Origin of the sequence: Pseudomonas koreensis (assembly GCF_012986595.1) — a bacterium.
Taxonomy (GTDB): domain Bacteria; phylum Pseudomonadota; class Gammaproteobacteria; order Pseudomonadales; family Pseudomonadaceae; genus Aquipseudomonas; species Aquipseudomonas koreensis.
The window spans coordinates 1-566 of sequence record NZ_JAAQYM010000026.1; the positions used below are offsets into that span (position 1 = coordinate 1).

At 52.7% G+C, this 566-nt stretch carries 1 protein-coding gene; it reads left to right on the forward strand.

The features are described from left to right. On the forward strand, window positions 1–566 hold a 566-nt coding region (locus HBN98_RS27805; RefSeq protein WP_222935028.1), incomplete at both ends, for a hypothetical protein.

The following is a 566-nucleotide window of genomic DNA, read 5'->3' on the forward strand; positions in this document are numbered from 1 at the left end:
GGAAAAAGAAAAGAGAGAAAAAGGGAAGGAGGGGAGAGAAAAGAGAAAAAAAGAAGGAAAGAAGAGAAGGAGAAAAAGAAGGGGAAAGGGGGGAGGGAAAAGAAGAAGGAGAAAAGAAAAAAAGAAGAGGGAAAGGAGGAGGAGAAGGAAAAGGAAAGGGGGAGGAGAAAAGGGAGAGAGGAGGGGGAAAGGAAAAGAAAAAGAAGGGGGAGAAGGAAAGGGAGGGAGGGGGAAAGGAAGGAAAGGGGGGGAAAAAAGAGGAAGGGGAGAAGAGAGGAAAAAGGGGGAGGAAAAAAAAGAGAAGAAGGAAAAAAAAGGAGAAGGAGGGGGGGGAAGAAAGAAGAGGGGAAAGGGAAGGGAGAGAAGAAAAGGGGGAAAGGAGAGGGAGAGGAGAGAAAGGGGGGAGGGGGAGGCGGAAGAACACAAGAGCCCGGGGGCACCGGACGCCGAAGACGAAAGGGGCGCCGGAGAGGGCGACCAGCGCAAAGGAGGGAAAGAAGGGGAGAAGGAAGACGGAGGCCGGAGCGGAGGAGAGGGGGGAAGCCAGAAAGAGAAAAGAGGAGGAA